The 24,890-nt window shown below is 70.0% G+C and carries 12 protein-coding genes and 1 pseudogene; 11 read left to right on the forward strand and 2 right to left on the reverse strand.

The features are described 5' to 3' along the window. The first annotated feature begins 38 nt into the window (after positions 1–38). The 6 genes from ACFRFC_RS19540 (at position 39) to ACFRFC_RS19565 (ending at position 7,211) form a co-directional block, all read left to right on the forward strand. Complete coding sequence (locus ACFRFC_RS19540) at positions 39–881, forward strand: hypothetical protein (protein ID WP_382690248.1); 843 nt, start codon at positions 39–41, stop codon at positions 879–881. Beyond that, positions 803–1,414: an AAA family ATPase gene (locus ACFRFC_RS19545; RefSeq protein ID WP_382690245.1), complete on the forward strand. Its 612-nt coding sequence runs from the start codon at positions 803–805 to the stop codon at positions 1,412–1,414. The genes ACFRFC_RS19540 and ACFRFC_RS19545 overlap by 79 nt, the downstream gene beginning before the upstream one ends. Positions 1,415–1,468: 54 nt before the next feature. Then, entirely contained in the window at positions 1,469–1,933 is a 465-nt protein-coding gene (locus tag ACFRFC_RS19550; protein WP_382690243.1) for an NUDIX domain-containing protein, read from the forward strand. Positions 1,934–2,143: 210 nt separating this feature from the next. After that, positions 2,144–5,974, forward strand: a complete 3,831-nt coding sequence (locus tag ACFRFC_RS19555; RefSeq protein WP_382690241.1) for a GH92 family glycosyl hydrolase — start codon at positions 2,144–2,146, stop codon at positions 5,972–5,974. Between the two features lie 248 nt (positions 5,975–6,222). Continuing rightward, the gene (locus tag ACFRFC_RS19560) at positions 6,223–6,597 is read left to right on the forward strand and encodes a PadR family transcriptional regulator (protein WP_382690239.1); all 375 of its coding nucleotides are present in this window, start codon (positions 6,223–6,225) and stop codon (positions 6,595–6,597) included. Continuing rightward, the gene (locus ACFRFC_RS19565; protein ID WP_382690369.1) at positions 6,594–7,211 is read left to right on the forward strand and encodes an HAAS signaling domain-containing protein; all 618 of its coding nucleotides are present in this window, start codon (positions 6,594–6,596) and stop codon (positions 7,209–7,211) included. Before ACFRFC_RS19560 ends, ACFRFC_RS19565 begins: the two co-directional genes overlap by 4 nt. A 98-nt stretch (positions 7,212–7,309) precedes the next feature. Here the strand turns inward: ACFRFC_RS19565 and ACFRFC_RS19570 are convergent. Next, a pseudogene (locus ACFRFC_RS19570) lies at positions 7,310–8,541 on the reverse strand (cytochrome P450); the annotation flags it as partial. A gap of 450 nt (positions 8,542–8,991) precedes the next feature. Between ACFRFC_RS19570 and ACFRFC_RS19575 the strand changes: the two are divergent. The 5 genes from ACFRFC_RS19575 (at position 8,992) to ACFRFC_RS19595 (ending at position 21,808) form a co-directional block, all read left to right on the forward strand. Beyond that, entirely contained in the window at positions 8,992–9,891 is a 900-nt protein-coding gene (locus ACFRFC_RS19575) for a hypothetical protein (RefSeq protein ID WP_382690237.1), read from the forward strand. 13 nt (positions 9,892–9,904) lie between these two features. Next, positions 9,905–13,948, forward strand: a complete 4,044-nt coding sequence (locus ACFRFC_RS19580) for a DUF6603 domain-containing protein (protein WP_382690235.1) — start codon at positions 9,905–9,907, stop codon at positions 13,946–13,948. 109 nt (positions 13,949–14,057) lie between these two features. Next, positions 14,058–16,451: a hypothetical protein gene (locus ACFRFC_RS19585; protein WP_382690233.1), complete on the forward strand. Its 2,394-nt coding sequence runs from the start codon at positions 14,058–14,060 to the stop codon at positions 16,449–16,451. After that, positions 16,448–20,329 carry a hypothetical protein gene (locus ACFRFC_RS19590; RefSeq protein WP_382690231.1) on the forward strand — a complete coding sequence of 1,294 codons (3,882 nt, stop codon included), beginning with the start codon at positions 16,448–16,450 and terminating at the stop codon, positions 20,327–20,329. The genes ACFRFC_RS19585 and ACFRFC_RS19590 overlap by 4 nt, the downstream gene beginning before the upstream one ends. Positions 20,330–20,407: 78 nt before the next feature. Further along, positions 20,408–21,808 carry a hypothetical protein gene (locus ACFRFC_RS19595; RefSeq protein ID WP_382690229.1) on the forward strand — a complete coding sequence of 467 codons (1,401 nt, stop codon included), beginning with the start codon at positions 20,408–20,410 and terminating at the stop codon, positions 21,806–21,808. 67 nt (positions 21,809–21,875) lie between these two features. On the opposite strand, the gene acnA is transcribed toward ACFRFC_RS19595, so the two are convergent. Further along, entirely contained in the window at positions 21,876–24,605 is a 2,730-nt protein-coding gene (acnA, locus tag ACFRFC_RS19600) for an aconitate hydratase AcnA (protein WP_382690227.1), read from the reverse strand. Between the last annotated feature and the right edge of the window lie 285 nt (positions 24,606–24,890).

Below are 24,890 nucleotides of genomic sequence, written 5' to 3' on the forward strand. Positions count from 1 at the left end.
CCCTCGGCGGAAGGCACCGAATGATCATCAACAGCAGCATGCCCCCCGCACACGCGCTACAGCCCCCGCCCGTGCGCTCGGGGACTGTGCGCATCGCGTCCATCGACGTGGAATGGACGAAGAACTACCGCGTCAAGAACGGCCAGCGCCCCTTCTGCTTCAGCGTCACGTGGCTCGACCTGCCCACCAGCCACACCCCCGATCTCGCCAACGCGCCGTACGAATGGACCAGCGCGTACGTCGACGAACCCGGCGAGATGGACACACTGATCCGGCACGCCGCAGCAGCCGTCGCCGCCGCCGAGCAGACAGCGGCCGTCATCACCGGCCACCAGTTCTGCGCCGACCTGTCCGTCCTGGAGGCCAACGCCCCCACAGACGCGATCCCCTCCCTCCAGCGAGCCCGGCAGCGCTGGAGGCAGCGCCGCGACGCCGCCCCGGACGAGAACCACTACGTCGACACCCGATACGACGCCGGCCATCTCCTCACCGGCACCTCCCGCCGCCTGGTCGACGTGTGCACCGCACTCGGCCTCGACGTCACCCAGCCCGAACTGCGCAAGACATCCATGCCCGCCTGGCACCGACGCTGGATCGAGACCGGCGAGCCGGAGGGCCGCGAGCGGGTCAGCGTCCTCAACCTGCGCCACTCCCTGTCCACCGCCTACGTCGCGGCCCTCACCGCGGGCCTCGCACAGCTCCCGGACACCGGCCTGAACGTCAACCGCACCCTCGCCGCCCGCGCCGAAGGCGCCTGGACATGGCTGGACAACCCAACCTTCACCGCACTCCTGGAGGACCCGTGCCCATCCGAGAATGCCGCGTCATCGCCGTCGAAGGCACCCAGGCCGCAGGCAAAACGACGCTCGTCCACGCGCTGACCGCGCACCTGCGCGAGCGGAGCATCAACGTCACCTGCACCGGCGAACCCGCCCGCACCAGCCCCTTCATGGAGGACATCGTCGTCCACCGACAAGGCAACTTCGACCTCGTCGCAGAGCTGGACCTGTTCGCCCAGCACCTCACCGTGCCGCTGCGGGCCGCCCGCCACCACCAGATCCTCATCACCGACAAGACCCCCGCCAACGTGATCGCGCTCGCCAGCCTGGTCCTCGACCGCACCGACCGCGACGTGGGCCAAATCCTCGGCGCCGCCGAAGCGATGTGCCGCGCCTGGATGCCCCGCGCCTACGACGTGATCGTCTACTGCCAGGACCGTTACGACCAGAAGGCCGGCGGCGACCGCATGCGGGAGAAAGTTCTCGACCTCCAGTACGAGACCGACAACACCCTCCGCGCGGTCCTCCGCCACTGCGGCGTGGACATCCTGATGATGCCCCCCGGCCTGACCGTAGCCGACCGAGTCCAGTGGACAACGGACCGCCTTGACGACATGGGGCTGATCGCCACCTGACCCCGACTAAGGTCCCCTACCGGCAGCCCACCCCACCGGCCGGAGGACAAGCACGTGGCCCCACAGCTCCCCGTGAACGACGTCATGCTCATCCTGGAACGCGACAAAGCCGTCTGCCTCGCGGAACGACGGGGCACCGGTTACGCCGACGGCATGCTCAACCTCCCCTCCGGCAAACTGGAACGAGGAGAGGACGTCTTCGACGCCGTCATGCGCGAAGGCCGCGAAGAAGTCGGCATCACCGTCACGCGCGAGTCACTTCAGCTCGTCCACGCGATGCACTTCCGCAACCCCGAAGGAGAATCCCGCATCGGCTGGTTCTTCGCCGCCCGGCACTGGGACGGAGAACCACGCAACATGGAACCCCACAAATGCGCGGGCCTGGAATGGCACCCCATCGACCAACTCCCCCCGCACACCGTCCGCTACAACGCCCTCGGTCTCCTCCACTACGCCAAGGGCGAGACCTTCTCCAGCCACTGGCACGACTGGCAGGACGAGTTGACGCAGAGTTTGTGACTCATCCCCATGACTCGACCGAGTGTGCGTTCGCTCTGGTCGGGGGAACCTTCTGCGTGCCTGATCACCTGCCGGACAGCACACCCAATGAATCGCGAGGTCAGTGCTCGACCCAACACCCTTGACAGCACAAGCAACTTGCACCACTACTGGTCCCTGCGAACCAGAAGCTGACAACGTTGTCCAGCACAGGGAGGGTGGTGCTCGCGCATGCGGCACAGAACTCGGCGCAAGGCCCGGCACAGATGGGGTACGGCGGTCGTCCTGACGGGAGCCTTCGCGCTGACCGCCGGGTCCCAGGGAACCGCGATCGCCCTGCCCGCCGCCCCGGTCCCCGCCGACCGTGAGTTCGCGTCCTCGTTCGAGGCGGACGAACCGGCCCCGGACTGGCTGAACACGGTGGACACGGGGGCGGACGGTGCCAAGCGGTCCGCCGGTGTCGACGGGGGCTACACGACAGGCATCCCCGGCAGCATCACCGACCATGTGACGGATGTCCGCGCGAGCGCCGAGAACACGGGCGGGGGCGAGGTCAAGGAGAACCTGATCGACGGGGAGCCGGTCACCAAATGGCTGGCGTTCGCGCCCACCGCCTGGCTGGAGTTCGACCTCGACAAACCGGCCGCCGTCGTGACGTACGCGCTCACCTCGGCGAACGACTACGACGAGCGCGACCCGAAGAACTGGACCCTGAAGGGGTCCGCCGACGGCAGTGACTGGAAGACCCTCGACACCCGCGAGGGTGAGACCTTCGACGAGCGGTTCCAGACGAAATCGTACGATCTCGCCGAGGCAGAGGCCGCCGAGTATCGGCACTTCCGGCTGGAGATCACCCAGAACAACGGCGGGCCGATCACCCAGCTCGCCGATGTGCAGTTCTCGACCGGCGGCAGTGACAACCCCGTGCCCCAGGACATGCTGTCGCTGGTCGACACCGGCCCGGTCGGTTCGGCCACCGCGAAGGCGCGGGCGGGCTTCACCGGCACGCGGGCGCTGCGTTACGCAGGCCGGCATCTCACGGACGGCCGCGCCTACTCGTACAACAAGGTCTTCGACGTGGACGTGGCGGTCGGCCGCGATACGCAGTTGTCGTACAAGGTGTTCCCCTCCATGGCCGACGGCGATCTCGACTACGACGCCACGCATGTCGCCGTGGATCTGGCCTTCACCGACGGCACCTACCTGAGTGACCTGCCCGCCACCGACCAGCATGGCTTCCCGCTGACACCGGGCGGGCAGGGCGAGTCGAAGGTGTTGTACGTCAATCAGTGGAACAGCGTGGAGTCGCGGATCGGGTCGGTCGCGGCAGGTAAGCGGATCGACCGGATTCTCGTCGCTTACGACTCGCCGACGGGACCGGCGAAGTTCCGGGGGTGGCTGGACGATGTGACGATCGAGGAGGTCGAGCCGGAGAAGCCCAAGGCCCATCTGTCGGACTACGCGATCACGACCCGGGGCACGAACTCCTCCAGCGGTTTCTCGCGCGGCAACAACTTCCCGGCGACGGCCGTCCCGCACGGCTTCAACTTCTGGACGCCGGTGACCAACGCGGGCTCGCTGAGCTGGCTGTACGACTACGCGCGCGCCAACAACGCGGACAATCTGCCGACGATCCAGGCGTTCAGCGCGAGCCATGAGCCCAGCCCCTGGATGGGTGACCGGCAGACCTTCCAGCTGATGCCGTCCGCCGCCTCCGGCACCCCGGACACCGGCCGCACGGCCCGCGCGCTTCCCTTCCGGCACGAGAACGAGACGGCCCACCCCTATTACTACGGCGTGACGTTCGAGAACGGGCTCAAGACGGAGATCGCGCCCACCGACCACGCGGCGGTCATGCGCTTCACCTACCCCGGCGACGACACCAGTGTCCTCTTCGACAATGTCACCGACCAGGCGGGCCTGACACTCGACCAGGAGAACGGGGTCGTGACCGGGTACTCGGATGTGAAATCCGGGCTGTCGACGGGCGCGACACGGCTGTTCGTGTACGGGGTGTTCGACAAGCCGGTGGTGGAGGGTTCGTCGAGCGGGGTGAAGGGTTACCTGCGGTTCGACGCGGGGGACGACCGGCAAGTCACCCTGCGTCTGGCCACCTCCCTCATCAGCATCGACCAGGCCAAGGACAATCTGCGCCAGGAGATCCCCGACGGTACGTCCTTCGAGACGGTCAAGAAGAAGGCGCAGAGCCAGTGGGACGAGATCCTGGGCAAGGTCGAGGTGGAGGGCGCGACCCCGGACCAGCTGACGACCCTCTACTCCAGCCTGTACCGCCTCTACCTCTACCCCAACTCGGGCTTCGAGAAGGTCGACGGGGTGGACAAGTACGCGTCGCCGTTCTCCCCGATGCCGGGTCCGGACACCCCGACCCACACGGGCGCGAAGATCGTGGAGGGGCAGGTGTATGTCAACAATGGTTTCTGGGACACGTATCGGACGACCTGGCCGGCGTACTCGCTGCTGTCGCCGTCGCAGGCGGGTGACATGGTCGACGGTTTCGTGCAGCAGTACAAGGACGGGGGCTGGACCTCGCGGTGGTCGTCGCCGGGGTACGCCGACCTGATGACCGGTACGTCGTCGGACGTGGCGTTCGCGGACGCGTACGTCAAGGGGGTCGACTTCGACGCGGAGGCGGCGTACGACGCGGCGGTGAAGAACGCGACGGTCGTGCCGCCGGCGTCGGGGGTGGGCCGCAAGGGCATGGAGACATCGCCGTTCCTCGGCTACACCAGCACGGCGACGCACGAGGGTCTGTCGTGGGCGCTGGAGGGTTACCTCAATGACTACGGCATCGCGAAGATGGGCGAGCAGCTGTATGAGGAGACGGGAGAGGAGCGGTACAAGGAGGAGTCCGCGTACTTTCTGAATCGGGCGCAGGAGTATGTGAGTCTGTTCGATTCGACGGCCGGGTTCTTCCAGGGGCGTGATCTCGCGGGTGACTGGCGGGTCGAGTCGGAGCAGTACGACCCGCGTGTGTGGGGTTATGACTACACCGAGACCAATGGGTGGGGGTACGCGTTCACCGCTCCGCAGGACAGTCTGGGGCTCGCGAATCTCTATGGGGGCCGTGCCGGGCTCGCGGAGAAGCTGGATGAGTATCTCGCCACTCCGGAGACCGCCTCTCCTGACTTCGTCGGGTCGTACGGCGGGGTCATCCATGAGATGACCGAGGCGCGGGATGTCCGGATGGGCATGTACGGGCATTCCAACCAGGTCGCTCACCACGCGCTGTACATGTACGACGCGGCGGGCCAGCCCTGGAAGACGCAGGAGAACGTCCGCGAGGTGCTGTCGCGGCTCTACACCGGCAGCGAGATCGGGCAGGGCTATCACGGTGACGAGGACAACGGGGAGCAGTCGGCGTGGTTCCTGTTCTCGGCGCTGGGGTTCTATCCGCTGGTGATGGGGAGTGGGGAGTACGCGATCGGATCGCCGCTGTTCACGAAGGTGACCGTGAATCTGGAGAACGGGCGTGAGCTGGTGATCAAGGCGCCCAAGAACAGTGCGAAGAACGTGTATGTGCAGGGGCTGAAGGTGAACGGGAAGTCGTGGAACTCGACGGCTCTTCCGCACTCGGCGATCGCCGAGGGTGGGGTGCTGGAGTTCGACATGGGGCCGAAGCCGTCGAAGTGGGGCACGGGGAAGAACGCGGCGCCGGTGTCGATCACCAAGGATGGCAAGGTGCCGACGCCTCGGGGGGATGTCTCGCTGGGGGCGGGGGCGCTCTTCGACAACACGTCGGCGACCGAGGCGGCGGTGACCGGGGGTGTGGTCGACCTGCCGGTCGCGCAGCGGACCAAGGCCGTGCAGTACACGTTGACGTCCCCGAAGGACAAGGCGGGGGCGCCGACCGGGTGGACCTTGCAGGGCTCCACGGACGGCGCCAAGTGGCGGACGCTGGACACGCGTTCCGGTGAGTCGTTCGAGTGGGACCGGCAGGTGCGAGCATTCTCCGTCGACCGGCCGGGGTCGTACACGCAGTACCGGCTGGTGTTCAGCGGCGAGCGGGCGGCGACGCTTGCGGAGGTGGAGTTGCTTTCCTGAGTCCTCGGTTGCTCCGGTTGCTCCGGTCACCCTGGTTGCTCCGGTCACTCCGGTTGCTCCAGTTACTCCGGTTGCTCCGGCGCCCCGACTCGTCCGTGCCGTGGACGAGTCGGGGTTCGCTGTCTCCCTTGTCGTGGACTTCTACGCGGACGGGCAGGGGACCGTCCTGGCGGAGTCGCCGGCGGGGATTCGGCACAAGGGCCACCCCCCTCTCCCCTACTCTTGCCCCACCAGGTATCTTGCATCGCATGGAACCAGGTGATTCGACCAAGCAGGCGCGGGCAGCCGCCCAGCTGCGCAAGGGGGTCCTGGAGTACTGCGTACTCGCCCTGATGCGGGACCGGCCCCGTTACGGCGTGGAACTCCTCCATGCCCTGGAGGACTCCGGCGCGCTGGCCACCAGCCAGGGCACGGTCTACCCGCTGCTGTCCCGGCTGCGCCGCGACGACCTGGTCACCACGACCTGGCAGGAGTCCGCCTCAGGGCCACCGCGTCGCTACTACGCGCTCACCGACAGCGGCCGGGACGCGCTGGATGAGTTCACCCGTGTCTGGCCCGGCTTCCGCGACGCCGTCGACGGCTTCCTGACCACCCCGCGCCCCTATTCCGGAGACCCCGCATGAAGACCTCTGCCGATCCCGTACGTGACTATCTCTCCGCCGTCGAGCGCGAGGCCGCCGCGCTTCCCGCCGACCGGCGCCAGGAACTCCTCGCCGACCTCGCCGAGCACATCGAGGTGACGCGCGCCGAACGGCCCGGCGTCACGATCGGCGCGATCCTGGCGGAGCTGGGTGACCCCCGCACGATCGCGGCGACGGCGCTGGCCGAGGCGGGGAACGAGGCCGCCGGGGCCCCGGCGGCATGGAGCGGGGCCGGTGTCCATGCCGGTGCCGGTGTGCCCGTCCGGCGGGGCCGGGTGCACCCCCTGGTCCCGCTCCTGATGCTCACCCTCCCGTTCCTCGTCGCGGCCGCCCTCCCCGATGTCGCCGCCGCGCAGTTCTTCAGCACCTTGTTCCGCGTCGTCGGCGCGGTGCTGCTCTGCACCTCCGTGCACTGGGTCGCCGTCCAGAAGACCACCGGCGTACTGCTCGCTGCCGTCCTGCCGACCGTCGCCATCAGTATCTGGGTCGCGTCCGACGCCCCGTTGGGCACGACCGCGGCCCACCTGGCCAATCTGGTGACGCTCGTCCTGCTGGGTGGCGCGGCTGCATGGCTGTGGCGGGTGCGGCGCGTCTGAGCCGGGTCTCCGGTTCGGAGGGTGGGGGCGCAGCCCGCGTCGACGGCGGGGGCGCTTCCGGTGACCGACCAGCGGAACGCCGAGGTGGGCGGTGACGCCCTCAGCCGTACCGGGATCTCCCGCCAGCCGAGCGCTACGAACGACGGCACCTGGCGCAGCCGTTCCGGCTCGGTGGCCAGGGTCAGGCCGGGGAAGCGGTCGAAGAGCGCGGGCAGGACGGTGCGGGCCTCCATCCGGGCCGGCGGGGCGCCGATGCAGCGGCGGACGCCCACGCCGAACGCCAAGTGGTCGTCCACCCCGCGTGCCGCGTCGAACACGGCCGCGTCGGCACCGTACTTGTCCGGTCCCACCCGGCCGCGCCGAACGTCGTGATGATGGCGTCCCCGGCCGGAATGGTGACGTCCGCGACCTTCAGGTCCGTCACCGCGAACCGCAGGGGGAACGTCGCCAGGAGCGGGTGGACGCGCAAGGTCTCCTCGATCACCGCGTCCCAGTCGGCCTTGCCCGCACGGACCGCCGCGAGCTGGGCCGGGTCGCGCGGCAGGGCCACGACCGCGTTGCCGATCAGGTTCACCGTCGTCTCGCAGCCCGCGCCGATGACCAGCGTCAGTGTGTTCATCAACTCCTCGTCGGTGAGCGGCGCGCCCTCGGCGTCCCCGGCCCTGATCAGCTCGGTGGTCAGGTCGTCACCGGGGTTCGCGGTCCGGCGGGCGACCAGGGCGTTCGCCACGTAGCCGCGCTGCTCCTGGATGACGCCGGGTCGGAAGCGCGGATGATGGCGCTCATGAGCTTGCGTATCGGCTCCAGCAGCGGGGCGGGGACGCCGAAGAGGTCGAAGATCACCCGCATCGGCGGGGGGGTAGGCCAGCCCCTCTATCAGGTCGACCACCCCGCCGTCGCGGGTCGCCAGCGCGTCCGGCAGTTCGGCGGTGACCGTCTCGACCCGGAGGCGGAGCGATTCGGTGCGGCGCTTGGTGAAACTGGGGGCGACCAGGGAGCGCAGGCGGGCGCGGTGGTCGCCGTAGGTGGCGAGCGTGCTGTCCACTGCGGACCAGGACCGGACCCAGCCCCAGGCGGGGTGTTCAGCGAACTGCGGCCAGAGATTCCAGTGTCGCCGGGCGTCGCGGCTGACGTTCGGGTCGAGGATGAGGCCCTTCAGGGTGTCGTGGCCGGTGGGCGCCCAGGCGGGGATGCCGCCGGGGAGTTCCACGGGGACGATGGGGCCGAGGGCTCGTCATCGGGCGGCCTCGGCGGGGATGTCCGCGCCGAAGGGGTCGATGGCGATGCGGTCAGGGGTGGTGGCGGGGGCGGTGCGGTCGGTCGTGGTCATGGTGGCCTCCCGGCGGGCGGGGTGGGCGGGGTGTGGGCTGGTCACGCCGGCGGGCCGGTACACAGCGTTGCCGTGAGGTGTCCCAAGAGTTGTGCCGAACGTCTGCCCGAATCGCCCTGTCGGCTGCCCGGTGGGGCGAGGGGCAGCCGACTCGGCATCACAATCGGCCGGATCTTCGATCCCCGGTTCCGTGTTCGTACGACCGTCACCGTCACGGGTGATCGGCTCTCTCCCCAACGCCCGCCCGGACGCGCCCGCCTCGCCGGGCAGCGGGGCCGAAGCTGTGGCACGCCCCGTCTGTGATCATTGGCGACTTCTGTCACATGCCACACATTGCGCGCCTGTCCGAAAACTTCCGCCTACCCGCGTAGCGCCCTTGCGCTTTCCGGCGCGCGGCAGCGAGCCTGTGGCGGATCGCGGCGGCGGTGAATCGGCGGGGGAGATCGCACAGTGGTGTTGGCGCAGCAGGATATCCATGCATACGACGTGACAGGTGTGCCGAGCAAAGCCCGCTATCGCGCGATGCTCACCTTTCTGCGCAATAGATACAATGCCCCCTACAACGCCGCAGCTGAATTCGATGCGCGCTTGTTCCGGGTTGACTTTCGGATCGACGCCGGAGAGGTCCGGGCCTATTTCCTGAAGAGGGACTTTTACCTTCAGGGCTGGGCGATCGCCAGTGACAGGCCCAGCAGCAGTGGCGGCGACACGGCCAGCGGTAGCGACAAGGCCAGGGGCAAGGGCAGAGGAAAGGGCAGAGGCAGGGGTAAGGGCAGAGGTAGGGCCAGCGACAACGGAAACGACAACGGCGACGACAACGGCGACGAAATAGAGTTCAGGTACTTCGCCGCCGGGGAGGACCCGGATACGGTCCCCCAAGAGACCCGGCGGATCGGAGCCGACAGAAGGATCTTGATCGACTACAACGGCACATCCGGTGAGCCAAAATTGGGGTGGGTTCGGCTTTCGGAGGACTTAAATACCCTCCACGGTTTCGTGACCGAATTAGTGAGGGCGGAGCCAGATAGTCATGCAGAGGGGCCGGATATCACTTATCTGCGCCAAGCCGAGCACTCGTTCCATGCGGTCGCCAGAATGACTTCAGAAATGGCCCGCTTCGGTGGATTCGCCGCGAATTTCTTGCAGTCGTGGATGGTTCCGTGGCCCCAAAACACCCAACTTAAGACGATGCCGTTCAACACGGCGGTCGTCAACTGGGAAAAGCTGTCGCGGAAAGCCCGCCGCGAAGAAGTCCTGCTGGACGTGACCACGGAAGAAGCCGAGCTGATCATGGGCTCGGGCGCTCTGTATAAAGACCGCTCGAAAAAGGATACCGATGCCGCGACCTGACGGAGGGGGATCGATGGATCTCGACGCCCTGAAGGCGCACCTCACCAGCCTGGGGGAGTTACCCGCGCTGTCCGTCACGGACACCGAGCTGCCCGTCCAACTGACGGACCTGCTGGCCACGTTCCCGAACGGCACCTGTCAGGGCACGGCCGGCTCGCAAGCACCGCGGATCGACAGCGGGCGCACCGAGCTGACCTTTGTCCTTGCCTGTGCCTCCACCGTGTGGCCCGCCGGCGGCAAGGTGACGCTCGCGGTGACCGGGGTGACGGTGACCGTGTCGGCGGACGGTTCCGTCAGTCTGGTGCTCAGCGGCGCCTTCGACACCGTGCAGGTGGTGTCCACCGTGACCGAGGGCGAGGACGGCCGGCTCACCGCCGCCGTACGGCCCCGGCAGGCGGGCGCCTTCGCCAACGCGCTGGACGAGTTGGGCGGACGCTTCGCCGACCCGGCCGTGTGGCAGAGCGCGGTGGAAGGGCTGCACGCGTTCGACTTCGCGGCCCGCGATGTCGCCGGGTTCGACTACCGGCTGACGTGGAACGAAGATGCCGTACCGGCCGCCTACGAGGTGACGTCCATGGCGGTCGTCGCCGCGCTGGACCTCAAGGCGCTGCCGCTGGACATCGCGGTCTGGCTACCGGAGCTGCGGGTCACGGGCGAACTGCACGACGACAAGCCGGTCACCATACGATCGCTGCTGGAGTCGTTCGATCTGCCCTCCGGTGAGGTGCCCGAGTCACTGGCCCTCGGTGAGCTGTCCTTCGCGGCCCTGCTCGGCGATGCCTACCTCCTCCGGATAAAGGTCACGGGTGACTGGGAGATCGGTCCGTTCACCATCACGGCCCTGTCCGTGTACCTGTACTACGACGCGGAGCAGAAGTTCGTCACCCAGTTCGCGGGCACCGTCTCGATCAGTGAGTCCATCGCCATCAGCGTCTCCGCCGCGCAGGTCGGCGGCGACACGGGCGGCTGGACCTTCAGCGGCGGACTCGCCGCCGGTGCGATCGGCGTCGCCGATGTCATCGACGCCCTGCACCTGCCCGACGTACCGCAGCCGCTCAAGTCGCTGAAGCTGACCGGGCTGTGGCTCACCCACACCACCGGGACCGAGATCTACGAGTTCCTGTGCCACGGCGAGATCACCATCTCCGACGGCATCACCGCCGAACTGGGGCTCACCGCCACCCGCGACGGCTCCGCGACCCACTACGGCGGCACCCTGTCCGTGGACGGTTTCGCCTTCGAGGTCGCCCTCGATCACGAGAAGTCCGGCGCCGATGTGCTCGCCGCCACCTATCACGCCCCCGAGGACGGGGGGCAGATCACGCTACGGGACTGGGTCGCCCACTTCTCCGAGGAGCTGGCCGCCGATGTTCCCGACAGTCTGCGCATCGGGCTCAAGGACGCCAAGTTCGTCCGGGTCAAGCCGCAGGGCGGGCCGCCCGTGTTCGCCCTCGGGGTGGATCTCTCGGCCGGGATCGATCTGGCGCAGTTACCGCTGGTCGGCGGATTCCTGTCGGAGGCGGGCAGCCTCGGCGTCGACGATCTGCAAGTCCTCTACTCCTCCGGGGTGTTCGACGCCGCCGCCACAGCCGCCGCCAACGCGCTGCTCACCCAGGCCGGGGTGGCCGCCCTCCCGGCGGACGGGCTCAAGGCGGGACCGGCCGCGCTGGCCGCGCTGAAGATCGGGGCGGAGAGGGTGCCGGTCGCCCTGGGACTGCCCACAGCCGCCACCAGCACCGGGGGTACCGGTGACACCGGAGGATCCGGCACCCCGGCCCCCGCCCCCTCCACACCATCCGCGCCCACCACCCCCTCCACCCCCTCCACATCCTCCGCGCCCGCCAAACCCACCGGCTCCTCCACCGGCGTCTGGATCACCGTCCAGAAGCAGCTCGGCGTCATCCAGATCAACCGGATCGGCGTGCTGTACCAGAACAACGCGCTGCTCTTCGGTCTGGACGCCGGAGTGCAGCTCGGGCCGCTCGCCCTGTCCCTGGACGGGCTCGCCGTCGGCTCGGCGCTGGACAAGTTCGCGCCCGCTTTCCAGCTCGACGGCGTCGGTGTCGGCTATATGGCTCCCCCGGTGGAGATCGCGGGGGCGCTGCTGCGGATCCCCCCGGCCCAGTTGGACGAAGGGGTGCTGTTCCAGTTCGACGGGTCGGCGACCATCGCCGTGCCGGACTTCTCGCTGGCCGCCATCGGGTCGTACGCCCAACTGGAGGACGGCTGGCCGTCGTTGTTCCTGTTCGGGCAGTTGGAGGCGCCGCTCGGGGGGCCGCCGCCGATCCTGGTCACGGGGCTGATGGCCGGGTTCGGGTTCAACCGGGAACTGAAACTGCCGAGCGCCGGGGAGGTGTCCGGCTTCCCGCTGCTGACGCTGAACAAGCAGGGGCCGGACGCCCCCAAACGGCCCTCCGACGTGCTGGATGTCCTGGAGGGGCGGGTGTCCGCCGTACCGGGCAAGGACCCGCGGGAGTGGATCGCCCCGAAGGAAGGGTCGTACTGGCTGGCCCTCGGTATCGAGTTCACCGTCGCCGAGCTGGTGAACGCGAAGGTGCTGCTGGCCGCCGAGTTCGGGCAGGAGCTGGCGCTGGCGGTCCTCGGGCTCGCCACGCTCCAGCTGCCGATACCGGCCGAGTCCGCGACCCGTACCTATGTGTACGCCGAGCTGGGGCTCGAAGCGGAGATCAAGCCGCTCTCCGGGAGCATCGAGATAGGCGCGCAGCTCGCGTCCGCGTCGTACGTGCTCACGCCCGACTGCCATCTCACCGGGGGGTTCGCCGCCGCCGTGTGGTTCGGGCCCCATCCGAACGCCGGGCAGTTCGTGGTCACCCTCGGCGGCTACCATCCGGCGTTCCGGGTCCCCGCCCACTACCCCGACGCACCACGGCTCGGCCTCAAGTGGGCGGTCAGCTCGAATCTGTCGATCACCGCCGAGGCGTATCTCGCGGTGACCCCGTCCTGCGCGATGGCCGGTGGCAGGCTGAGCATCAATTTCCACGCGGGTGACTTCCGGGCATGGTTCAACGCCCAGGCGGACCTGTTGCTGTCGTGGCGGCCGTTCTTCTTCACCGCCCGGATCTCGGTGAGCATCGGCGCGTCCTACACGGTCAACATCGGGCCCGCCCACAAGACGATCAGTGTGACCGTCGGCGCCGATCTGGAGCTGTGGGGGCCGCCCACCGCCGGCACGGTCACCGCGCACTTCGTCGGCTTCTCCAAGACCATCGGCTTCGGCTCCCGGTCCGCCGGGACGGACGCGAAGGCACTGGGGTGGGACGAGTTCGCCTCCATGCTGCCGAAGGCGGCCGACGTCGTCACCATCGCGCCCGTCAACGGCATCGACAAGGCCGTGGACGACACCGCCGCCCACGACCGCGGCAACAGCGGCAAGGCGTGGTACGCCCGCGCCCGTGACCTGCGTTTCTTCACCCAGTCCGCCGTCCCTGCCAGCCATCTGCGGAACGGCCCCGACCCGCTGTCCGTGCCGCGGTCCGGTGACGGTCCCGGTGTCGACATCCGCTCCATGGACCGTACGGGACTCGTCGGTGAGCACCGGCTGACGCTGTACTACGGCAACCTGCCCGCCCCTATGGACGGCTGGACCCTCACCCCCCGCACCCACCATCTGCCCGCCTCCCTCTGGGGCGCCCCGCCCTCCCCCTTCAGCCACACCCCGGACGCGCCCAGCGCCGAAGTCCTCGCGGACCGTGCGGTCGGGTACGACGTCCAGGCGCCCCGGCCCGAACTGGCGGGCTCGCGCGGGGTGTTCCCGCTCAGCGAGTACACGTCCGACGAGATCCCGCCCGGCCTCGCCCCGCTGCCCTCCTCCCCCGTCGCCGACGGCGACTACGTCCCCGTACCCGACGACGCGTGTGTGGAGCGGATCGCGCGGATCGACCGGGGTACGGCACGCGCCGGGCGGGACCAGGTGTGGGCGGCGCTGGCCGACGCCAAGCTGCTCGACGGGCCGTCCGACACCCTGACCGCGCTGGCGGCCGGTGCCGGTCATCTGTACAGCCAGGCGCCGATGGTCCAGAACCCGGACCGGAACTGACCGCCGGAACCGATCGGCAGCCCTGATCGGCAGCCCTGATCGCCGGCACTGATCGGCAGCGCTGATCACCAGAACCGATCGTAAGAACTGATCGAGGGAGCAGAACGACGTGAGTGCGAGCCCGCCGCACCCCGCCCGCGACACCATCCCCATCGGGGACATCGAACTGCACGACCACTATCTGCCCGCCCTGCCCGCCGGTGACTACCGGATCGAGGCCACCCACACCCTGCGCACCGGGACGGACGGGGGCGCGCGGGTCGTCGGGGGGCCGTTCCGGGCCGTGCAGCGGTTCACCGTACGGGCGCCGCAGGTGGCCATCGACACCACGGCGGTGGTCGCCAAGCAGCCGCCGGACTCCTCCGGCGGGCGGTTCGCCGAGGTGCTGCCGCATCTGGTGCTCGGTGACCCGCTGCTGCCGTGGGAGCGGCCGTTGCGCGGGGCGGGCCGGAGCACTCCGTGGCTGGCGCTGCTGGTGCTCACCGACGATCAGCTCATCGGGGGCGACACCGCCCCGACCCGGACCGAGGCGTCCACCGTCGGGGCCTTCCTCGCCGCCGACGCGGACGTGCTCAAGCCCGCGACGCCCCTGGAGTCCGACATCGGGCCGAACGATCCGTGCGAGGTCATCCGGATACCGGCGTCCGTGTTCACGGCGGTGGCGCCCCGGCTGGACGAACTGCCGTTCCTGGCGCACTGCCGGGGCGCGAACACCGGGGACCGGGCCATCCTGGGCGTCCAGGAGGACGGGCTGTTCTCCGTCGTCGTCGCGAACCGCTTCCCGGCCGCCGCCCCGCCCGGCTCACCCCCGGACGCCCGCACCAAGAACATCGTCCATCTGGTCTCCCTGGAGGGACATGAGGGGATCCTCGGACCCGACCCGGACTTCCAGCGCCGTACGTCCGTCGCCCTGCTGTCGCTGTGCAGCTGGACCTTCTGGGCCTACCCGGACGGCAAGGCGCACTTCCGGGACCTCGCCGAAGGGCTCACCCGGACGCCGGACGGCTCGCGGGCGGCGACGCGCGAGGAGATGTGGCTGCGGCTGCCCTCCCCGTACCAGGACAGCGAGGGCACCCCGGCCGCCCGGCGGCAGGTGGCCCGGCGGATCGGTGACGGGTATGTGCCGCTGCCCTACCTGAACCGCTCCGGCGAGTCCACCTTCGGCTGGTACCGGGGGCCGCTCACCCCCGTACTGCCCCTGGCCGTCGGCCGGGTGGCGACGGCCACCACCGCCGACTCGCTGCTCGGCTACGACCCCGCCTGGGGCAGCTTCGACGTGTCGCTAGCCACCGCGTTCGAGACGGGCCGGGCGCTCGCCCTGGCCGACCCGGCGTTCGTGCAGCAGCTGATCGCGTTCAAGCGGGCCACCCATGAGCTGGTGGACACCCTGTACCACCAGGCGACCAGCACGCATCTGCCGCCGGACGGCGAGGGCGGGGCGCGCTCCGCCCGCACTGCCTTCGGGGCGCTGCTCGACGGGCCGTTGCTCGCGACGCTCGGCGCGACGCCGGCCCGGCCCGGTGACCCGTGGTCGCCGCCCGCACCCGCGCCCGCGCCGGGCGACCCGAGCGCCGATCTGGACGCCTTCGTACGGTCCGACGCCTGCCGGGCGGCCGTCACCCGGGCGCTGGCGGCGGACGACGCGCTGGGCCAGCAGCTCGCCCCGGTGGTGGACTGGCTGGCGCGGCTGCTGCTGCTCGTCCCGGTGCCGTTCACCCACCTCGTGCCCGACGCGCGGATGCTGCCGCCGGAGTCGCTGCGGTTCTTCCACACCGACCCGAACTGGCTGGACGCGCTGATCGGCGGGGCACTCGGCATCGGCACCCAGTCGAGCCGGGACACGCTCCAGGACGCGGTGGTGACCTCCGTCGTACGGACGCGGGTGGCGGAGGCGGCGGCCCGGCACCGGGACGGGCTGCGCGCTGTCCAGGGCGAGGGCGGGGGCGACGGCGAGGGCGATGGCGGCTCCGCCGCGCTCGGGCACGTCTCCGGGCTGCTGCTGCGCTCCGCGCTCGTCTCCGGGTGGCCCAACCTCGCCGTACGGGCCGTCGACGCGGGCGGCGGGCCGCTGGCGCTGCTGCGGATGGAGCATCTCTCGCCGTCCGTGCTGCTGTGTCTGTTCAACGGGGTGCCCGCGACCGTCGAACTCGCCGAGCCGCAGGAAGGGTTCCGTTTCGGCGTCGAGGACGACGGGCGGATCCCGCTGCGCAGTCTGCTGCCCGGCTCCGGGCCACGGCTGCCGCTCGGTGAGCAGCTCGGCACCGACGTCACCTTCCCGGTACTGGACCATCTGAGGCCCTCCGCCGACCCCGCCGTACGCGTCCTGGACCTCGGTTCGCTCGTCCCGGCGCTGACCGGCGCCCTGGACAGCGCGCACGGCACGTCGGTGGGCGCGGTCGGGCCCGCCGATCTCGCCCTGCAACTGGTCAAGGTGCCCGAGGCCATTCGTTTCGACGGCCCGGACGGGGACCGGTTCCCCGCCTCCCAAGGAGATCCGCGATGAGCACGCGCCCCGCCCTCGTCGTGCCGGTCGGCCTCGACGCCCTCGTGGTGAACCCGGCCGTGCTGCGCCGGGACGGCTTCCGGACCTGGCGTCAGAACTATCTGGCCATGAACGACTACATGAGCCCCGAGACCGACGAGGGCGACCGTCAGACCACCGACCCGCTGTTCACCCACACCGGGGTGCATCTGCACTGGACGCTGCCCCGGGGGCTGCGGCACGGCGTGGAGGACCCGGCGACCGGCCACGTCGACTACCCGCTGGTGCCCAACCGGTGGCTGGTCACCCGGTTCAGCGGCACCGGCACCCGGCAGGTCAGGGCCTGGGTGGTGGAGAGCGACTGCCCGCACACCACGTACGCCCGTCAGCAGGGGCATCCCCTGGACCACTCCAGCCCCTACCTGGTCACCGCCGACACGCTGAGCGCCTGGCGGGCGAGCGCCGACCCCTACCGCAGCGCCCGGACGTCCAAGGCGCTCGCGGGGCCCATCGGGCTCGCCTTCCCGCACACCGACAGCGCGCCCTGGACGGAACGGGCGGCGCGGGACCCGCTGTTCCTCACCGCCATGGACACGGGCGACCCGTACTTCACCACCTACACCCCGCACAACACCAACGTCTTCTCCTTCCTGGACGACCTCTCCGACCTCAGCACGGCGGACACCCTCGGGTATCAGGTCGTCGGCTGGTACTCCGACCCGGGCGCCGATGTCCTCGCCACGCTCCCGCCCGGCACCTCCTACGCCGACCGGCTCACCCGGCTCGACTGGCGGGACCCGCGTCTCACCGGCAATCCCGTCCTGGACGGCGATGTCACCCCGGCCGTGCGCAGCCTCTACCAGGGCCTCGCGCTGACCGTCCGCTGGGACCCGGCCGCCACCGCCGCCCCCTCCCCCGACCCCTTGCGCACCGTCAAGGACAGCGGGGCGCTCAACGTCGCCCTCGGCACCACCACCGAGGACGCCTTCACCGCGCTCGCCGGGCACGCGCTCCGGGCCACCGGCGCGCGGCCCGCCGCCGAGGACATACAGCTCCTGCGCGCGTTCCTGCACGACCTGCTTCCCGTCGCCGACGAGAAGGGCGGCGACGAGCGGGTACGGCGGGGCGTGCACGCCGCGTCGTTCGGGGCCGCGTCGGGCGGATACCGGTGGACGGTGACCCCACCGCCCGCCGACCCGTCTCCTGACTCTGCTGACTCCCCCGGCTCCCCCGGCTCTCCCGGCTCTCCCGGCTCCCCCGGCTCTCTCGACTCTCTCGACTCTCTCGATGTAACACCCCCGGCGCCCTTCGTCCCGCCCGCCTGGCTCACCACCCTCAACGACGACCAGAGCCGGCTGGACGACTTGCTCGGCGAGGTACAGGCGCTTCAGTGGCGGCTTAACTCCCTCTGGCTGAAGAACGGCCTGCTGGGCATCCTGGACCCGCTCCCCGCCCACGCCCCGGACCAGGACGACATCCAGGCGGAACTGGACCCCGACCGCGAGGGCTCCCTCGCGCACACCGTGCGGGAGCGGACGACGCAGGCGCGCGCCCTCGCGGACCGGGTGCCCCAGCCGGACCCGTCGGCGGCGCACGCGGGCGCCCAGGACGCGCTTCAAGCCGGGATCAGCGCCTTCGCCGAGGCCAAGGGGCTGTCCGGGGGCGCCACGCTCAAGGCCGTGCCCCGGCCCGCGTACTGGCAGAGCGTCAACCCGGTGGTGAGCCTGTCCGGCGTCCTGCCCCCGGCCGACGCGACCGTCACCGACCAGCCCGTACCCGTCCGGCCGCTCGCCGAGGGCACCCCCGCCCCGCTGGTCAGCGCCGTCACGGTCGGGGGGCGGGCCGTCACCGCGACGCCGGGTCAGGGGCCGCTGCCCGGCCTTCCGGGCCTCGGCGCGCTGCCGGGTGAGGTGGCCGGGCTCTTCGCGGAGTACTTCCTGCTGGACCCGGGCAACGCCGCCGCCCTGGCCGGGGCCACCGGGCTGGCGGAGGCCGACCTCACCACCGCCCTCGCCGCGCACCGGCCCGGCGACTACACCGGCACCCTGCCCGCGCTGGGCCTGGACCCCTGGAACCAGCCCTGGCAGCCGCTGTTCATGGAGTGGAAGACCTCCTACCACCACATCCCGCACAGCAGCAAAGGCCAGAGCTGCTGGGCCTTCGACGGCACCGACTACCGATACGTCCCGGGCACGGCACCCGCCCCGAAACCGGTCTCCGTCAAGGGTGTCTCCCCGCTCAGCCCGCACCCGCGCTCCCTGTTCGCCGCCCGGCTGAAGGAGTTCGTCTCCCGGCACGGCTCCACCGCCCAGCGCGACCAGCTCGCCTCCTGGCTCGGGGCGATCGGCGACTGGGGCATCCTCGCCCAGGAACTCACCGGCTTCAACGACCGCGTCGCCGCCCGTGACACCCGGGCCTTCCGCCGCCCCACCGCCCAGGACCGGCACTTTCCGCAGGTCGCGGGCCTGGCCGGCTACCCCGACGCCGCCACCGAGGATGGCCTCCCCGCCCGCTACCTGGGCCGGGTCACCAACGTCCCGCACCTCCCCGGGGGCGAGAGCGGGACATTCCACGAGATGCGGCAGGGCCAGATCCACCTCGAAGAACTCTTCCTCTACGACAAGTTCGGCCGGGTCCTCGATGTCGTCAGCCCCGACCTCCAGCAGGGCGGTCTGCACGACTACCGCAACTTCCCCCTGGTCATCGACTCCGCCCTGACCACCGAGTCCTCGCTCACCCCGACCGTGGCCGCCGTCGCGCAACTGCCCCCGCGCCCCCTCAAGCCCGCCCGGCTCGACTTCGACCTCCTCGACGCCGCCACCGGCACCCGCGTGGTGGAGACGGCCGCCGACCCGAGCCCCGTCACCGGCTGGCTGCTGCCCAACCACCTCGACCGCAGTCTGCTGCTGTACGACCCGGCGGGCCGGTTCCTGGGCACCCACCGGCTGCTCACCGGCCCGGACGGCACTCGCACCGGCCAGTGGGAGCCGCCGCCCGACGGCTCCCTCACCACCCTCGCCGAGGTCGAGGCGCTCGCCCCGACCGTCGCCGGTCTGCTGCGCTCGCGGGGCCTGGCCGGCGAGGCGGGCCTCAGCGCGTTCCTGGACGTCATCGACTCGACGCTGTGGACGACGGACCCACTCGGCCGCCGCACCGACCAGACCCTGTCCGCCCTCATCGGGCGGCCGTTGGCCCTGGTCCAGGCGGGGCTGCGGCTGACCCTGGACGGGCCGCCCCTGACCGACACCGGCTGGGCGGCCACCCTGCGCCCGCCGCCGGCCACTTTCACCGCCGACGCGTTCGACATCCGGCTCGGCGATCAGCCCGCCCGCGACGACGGCCTCATCGGTTTCTACCGGACCGCGCCGGGCGGCGGGTACGACTACGAGCGCTTCGACAGTGTCACGGCCCCCGACGACGGCCAGGACCTCATCGTCCGGATCGGCCCGCCCGGCGCCGCCGCCCCGAACCCGCCGCAGCCCGCCAACTACCTGAGTCTGACGTTCGGCGACCCCGCGCCCACCCGGCTGCTGCTGCTCGTCGACCCGCGGGCGAGCGTCCACGCCATCAGCGGCATCACCCCCACGACCGCCGTCACCGTCCAGCCGCAGCACGTCGACGCCGCGCTGCGCCGCCTCCAGGCCCACTTCCGCTTCGGCCCCGTCCTCAGCGGCGACGGCGGCGACGACCACACCCTCGCGTTCCCCCGGCCCGGCACCCGGCACGGCACCTGGTCCTGGCTGCGCCCGGCCCCGCCACCGGACGGCGCCTGGACACCGTACGACGTGTCCCCGGTGCTGCCGGACGCGCGGTTCCCGGACCGTCCGCCCACGCTCGAAGACGGTCTGCTCCGTCTCCTCCCCGAGCCCGCTCCCGAGCCCGAGCCCGAGCAGCAGTAACCGCACGGCAGCGATCGAGCCGCAGTAGCCGCATCCACCCTGGCAACAGAAGTCACCGAACCAGCAGGAGGCCCCGCCATGTCCGCTCAATCCCCGTTGCTCACCTACCGTTTCGCGACCAGCCCGTCACCGCTCCAGGCGAGCACTCAGGAAACCGACACCCAAGGACGTATCAACGTCACCGTCACCACTGGCCAGGAGAATGTGTACTGCGACTGGATACAGATCGCCGTGCCGAAGAACAGCCCGGCCGGAGGTGCCTACTTCACCGATACGCCGGATTTCTCCACGGACAGCGACGAGTGGTCCCTGGCGTCCCTGGCCCAGGTGTCCGGGAAGCACCTCGGCCTGAAGAACGACGACGCCGAGTACTACCGGGCCATCTTCCGCTACTCGGGCGACGACACCGACCCGGTCAGCGGCACCGTGCACTTCGGCCTCAGCGGCCCGCTGAGCACCATCACCGGCACGCTCGACTACCACATCACCGAGCACTCCGACACGTCGTCCGACCCCGAGGACTATGTGCCGAGGCGGCAGGTCGTCCCGCTGCCCGTCACGGCGCCTGTCCTCTACCTGCACGCCTTCCTGGCCCGCGACGACGAGAGTGCCACCGCCCCGAGGACAAGGTTCTCCAGCGACGGCAGCCCCTATCTCTCCTGGGAGAGCAACGGCTCCAACTTCCGGCTGTACGACGGTGACGGCACCATCGTCTACGAGGGACCCGACACGTTCACTTCCGTCGACGCCGGGTCACTCACCGCGGACACCACCTACACACTGGAGGCATCCTTCGCGTCGGAAAGCGGAGAGGGCGGCAACGACTTCGAGTCGGTCTACCAGTACGCCACCCTCTCCCTCACCGTGACGGACCCGACCCTGAGCGCGCTGACCGTGCGGGGGAACGTCGACGCCCAGTCCGGGCTGGAGGTGCGCGGGAGTACGTCGGTGGGGTCCTCGCTCACCGTGGGATCCTCCGCCACCGTGCAGGGCTCGGCCAGCGTCGGCAGCAGCCTGACGGTCAGCGGCAGCACCTACGCGCAGAGCAATCTCACGGTGAACGGCTCCCTGAGCGCCGAGAGCAGTCTGTACGCCAACAGCGGCCTCCAGGTCAGCGGCACCCTCGACGCCAACGGCGACCTGAACGCCAACAGCACCCTCAACGCCTACGGCCAGGTCAACGCGGTCAGCGACGACTACTACGTCCGCATCCGCGAACTGCGGGGCCCCTACGGCGAGAAGCTCTCCATCAACAGCAACCTTGAGGTGCTCTCGGGGTGCAGTGTCAATACGGCGGAGGACATCTGGGTCAAGGGCTACAAGGTGTTCGCCAACAACGCCACCGTCTCGCTGTGGAACAACCACTACCGGGGCTACTTCTACGCCACCATGTTCGTCAACGACAGCCGCCGCGAGGTGGCCGTGTGGGACCCGGGCAACGACGTGAACTCGGCGCAGTGGCAGATCTCCTTCGACTGACCGCGCCGTAGCGCGCGAGGGCCGCACCCCCGATCGCTCGGAGGTGCGGCCCTTGACGTCGTCGAGGTCAGCCGCGGATCAGGTTCCGCAGCACGTACTGCATGATCCCGCCGTTGCGGTAGTAGTCCGCCTCACCCGGTGTGTCGATCCGGACCACCGCGTCGAACTCGACGCCCGTGTCGGTGGTGACCTTGACCGTGCGCGGGGTGGTGCCGTTGTTCAGCTCGGTGACGCCGGTGAAGGAGAACGCCTCCTCGCCGGTCAGGCCGAGGGTCTCGGCGCTCTGGCCCTCGGGGAACTGGAGCGGCAGGACGCCCATGCCGATCAGGTTGGAGCGGTGGATGCGCTCGTAGGACTCGGCGATGACGGCCTTCACGCCGAGCAGGGCGGTGCCCTTGGCGGCCCAGTCGCGGGACGAGCCGGAGCCGTACTCCTTGCCCGCCAGGATCGCGAGCGGGATGCCCTGCTCGATGTAGTTGCGGGACGCGTCGTAGATGAAGGAGACGGGGGCCCCTCCTTCACCTTCGGCGGAACGGGTGAAGTCGCGGGTGTAGCCGCCCTCGGTGCCCGGCGCGATCTGGTTGCGCAGGCGGATGTTGGCGAACGTGCCGCGGATCATGACCTCGTGGTTGCCGCGGCGCGAGCCGTAGCTGTTGAAGTCGCGGCGCTCCACGCCGTGCCCGGTGAGGTACTGGCCGGCCGGGGTGTCGGCCTTGATGGCACCGGCCGGGGAGATGTGGTCGGTGGTGACCGAGTCGCCGAGCTTGGCGAGAACGCGGGCGCCGGAGATGTCGGTGACCGGGGTCGGGTCCATGCGCATGCCCTCGAAGTACGGGGGCTTGCGGACGTAGGTGGACTCGGCGTCCCACTCGAAGGTGTTGCCGGTGGGGATGGGCAGCGCCTGCCACTGGGCGTCACCGGCGAAGACGTCGGCGTACGACTTGTTGAACATGTCCTCGCCGATGGAGTGGGCGACGACGTCGTTGACCTCGGCCTCGGTGGGCCAGATGTCGGCGAGGTGGACGGGCTTGCCGTCCTGGTCGGTGCCGAGGGCGTCGCGGGTGATGTCCACCTTCATCGAACCGGCGAGGGCGTACGCGACGACCAGCGGCGGGGAGGCGAGGTAGTTCATCTTGACGTCGGGGTTGATCCGGCCCTCGAAGTTACGGTTGCCGGAGAGCACCGAGGTGACCGCGAGGTCGTGGTCGTTGACCGCCTTGGAGACCTCCTCCGGCAGCGGGCCGGAGTTGCCGATGCAGGTGGTGCAGCCGTAGCCGACGAGGTTGAAGCCGACCTTGTCGAGGTAGGGGGTCAGGCCCGCCTTGTCGAAGTAGTCGGTGACGACCTTGGAGCCCGGCGCGAGGGTGGTCTTGACCCACGGCTTGCGGGTCAGCCCCTTCTCCACGGCCTTCTTCGCGACCAGCGCGGCGGCGACCATGACGTAGGGGTTGGAGGTGTTGGTGCACGAGGTGATCGCGGCGACGGTGACGGCACCGTGGTCGATCTCGTACGACGTGCCGTCGGGGGCGGTGACGGTGACCGGGTTGCTCGGGACGCCGTTGGTGGCGGCCGGGGCGTCGGAGGCGGGGAAGGACTCCTCACCGGCCTCGTCGGCGGTGGAGACGTAGTTGAGGACGTCCTTCTTGAACTGCTCGGCGGCGTTCGCGAGGACGATCCGGTCCTGCGGGCGCTTGGGACCGGCGATCGACGGGACGACCGTGGAGAGGTCCAGCTCCAGCTTCTCGGAGAAGTCCGGCTCGGCGGCCGGGTCCAGCCACAGGCCCTGCTCCTTGGCGTACGCCTCGACCAGCGCGACCTGCTGGTCGCTGCGGCCGGTCAGCCGCAGGTAGTTCAGCGTCTCGTCGTCGATCGGGAAGATCGCGGCGGTGGAGCCGAACTCCGGGGACATGTTGCCGATGGTGGCGCGGTTGGCGAGGCTGGTGGCGGCCACGCCCTCGCCGTAGAACTCCACGAACTTGCCGACCACACCGTGCTTACGGAGCATCTCGGTGATGGTGAGCACGAGGTCGGTGGCGGTGGTGCCGGGGGTCAGCTCACCGGTCAGCTTGAAGCCGACGACGCGCGGGATGAGCATGGAGACCGGCTGGCCCAGCATCGCGGCCTCGGCCTCGATGCCGCCGACGCCCCAGCCGAGCACCCCGAGGCCGTTGACCATGGTGGTGTGCGAGTCGGTGCCGACCAGGGTGTCCGGGTACGCCTTGCCGTCGCGGATCATGACGACCCGGGCGAGGTGCTCGATGTTCACCTGGTGGACGATGCCGGTGCCGGGCGGGACGACCTTGAACTCGTCGAACGCGGTCTGGCCCCAGCGCAGGAACTGGTAGCGCTCCTTGTTGCGCCCGTACTCCAGGTCGACGTTGATCTTGAAGGCGTCGTTGGTGCCGAACTTGTCGGCGATGACCGAGTGGTCGATGACCAGCTCGGCGGGGGCCAGCGGGTTGATCTTCGCCGGGTCGCCGCCCAGCTCCTTGACGGCCTCACGCATGGTCGCGAGGTCCACGACACAGGGCACGCCGGTGAAGTCCTGCATGATCACGCGGGCGGGCGTGAACTGGATCTCCTGGCTGGGCTGGGCCTGCGAGTCCCAGCCGCCGAGGGCGCGGATGTGGTCGGCGGTGATGTTCGCGCCGTCCTCGGTGCGGAGCAGATTCTCCAGCAGCACCTTCAGGCTGTAGGGAAGGCGCGCGGAGCCCTCGACCTTGTCCAGCCGGAAGATCTCGTACGACTCGTCACCCACGCGCAGCGTGCTGCGGGCGTCGAAGCTGTTCGCCGACACGACAGTCTCCTTCATTCATGTGCGCGTACCACCGCATCCTGCCGCCACGCCCCCTTGGCCGATCCGCTAAGGTACGGCTAAGTTAGGTAACCCTTACCGGTACCTCACCGGGGTGGGTGGCTGCGGCACGCCTCGGCAGATATCTCGATGTCGAGATAACTCTAGTACATGGGGGCTCGCTGGTCATGCCCTGGGCCTTCGTCGCGTTCCGTCGAGACCCCGTACCAAGATCGCCGTCATCACCGCGCCCCTTCCATGCGCAGGTCGACGGGCCGAGTCACCCCC

This window comes from Streptomyces sp. NPDC056734 (genome assembly GCF_042790455.1).
Classification (GTDB): Bacteria; Actinomycetota; Actinomycetes; order Streptomycetales; family Streptomycetaceae; genus Streptomyces.